The organism is Vibrio sp. 10N.222.46.A1 (genome assembly GCF_041473595.1).
GTDB lineage: Bacteria > Pseudomonadota > Gammaproteobacteria > Enterobacterales > Vibrionaceae > Vibrio > Vibrio tasmaniensis_A.
In genome coordinates this window covers 1-516 of record NZ_JBFRSN010001435.1, presented here as the reverse complement: position 1 = coordinate 516, position 516 = coordinate 1, and the positions used below count along the sequence as shown (strand labels likewise).

General features: G+C 36.6%; 1 protein-coding gene. It reads left to right on the top strand.

From position 1 onward, the window contains the following. The first annotated feature begins 108 nt into the window (after positions 1 to 108). Positions 109 to 453, top strand: a complete 345-nt coding sequence (locus AB4496_RS27155; RefSeq protein ID WP_102257611.1) for a hypothetical protein — start codon at positions 109 to 111, stop codon at positions 451 to 453. Positions 454 to 516 lie beyond the last annotated feature (63 nt).

Below are 516 nucleotides of genomic sequence, written 5' to 3'. Positions count from 1 at the left end.
AAAGTGGTTTTTAGCTAGTTAGATAGCGCAGAAATAGATACCACATAAATATTGTAGAACCTCGGAAGGGGAAATCCATGTTATTCGTTATATAGAAAGGGAGGTAGAGTGCTAAATCGTATTGCTAAGTTGTTAATGCATTTATTGGCTTCATCTATAACGGCTTTTTTTGCTGGGATTTTGAGTGTAATTCTAACGATGATGGGAGGCTTTCTAATAATTCCTGCTTTTCAAACTTGGTTTATCATGAAGTATCAAAGAGGGAATGTTTTTATATCAAGTATGATTGCGTTTGCCCCTTGGGTTGCCATTCATTTTTATGCAATCGATCAGCCTAAGCTCACTCAAGTGGTAATCAATCTAGCATGTCAGTCTGCAATTGCTGGGATTATTTTATACGGACTTAGATATCATGCATATCCGAAAGTTATGGATTATTGGTCAGGTAGATAACTTTGTATAACAAGTAATTAAGAGTGAACCCAATTCGAGTTACCACACTCCTAGTAGTGGGCT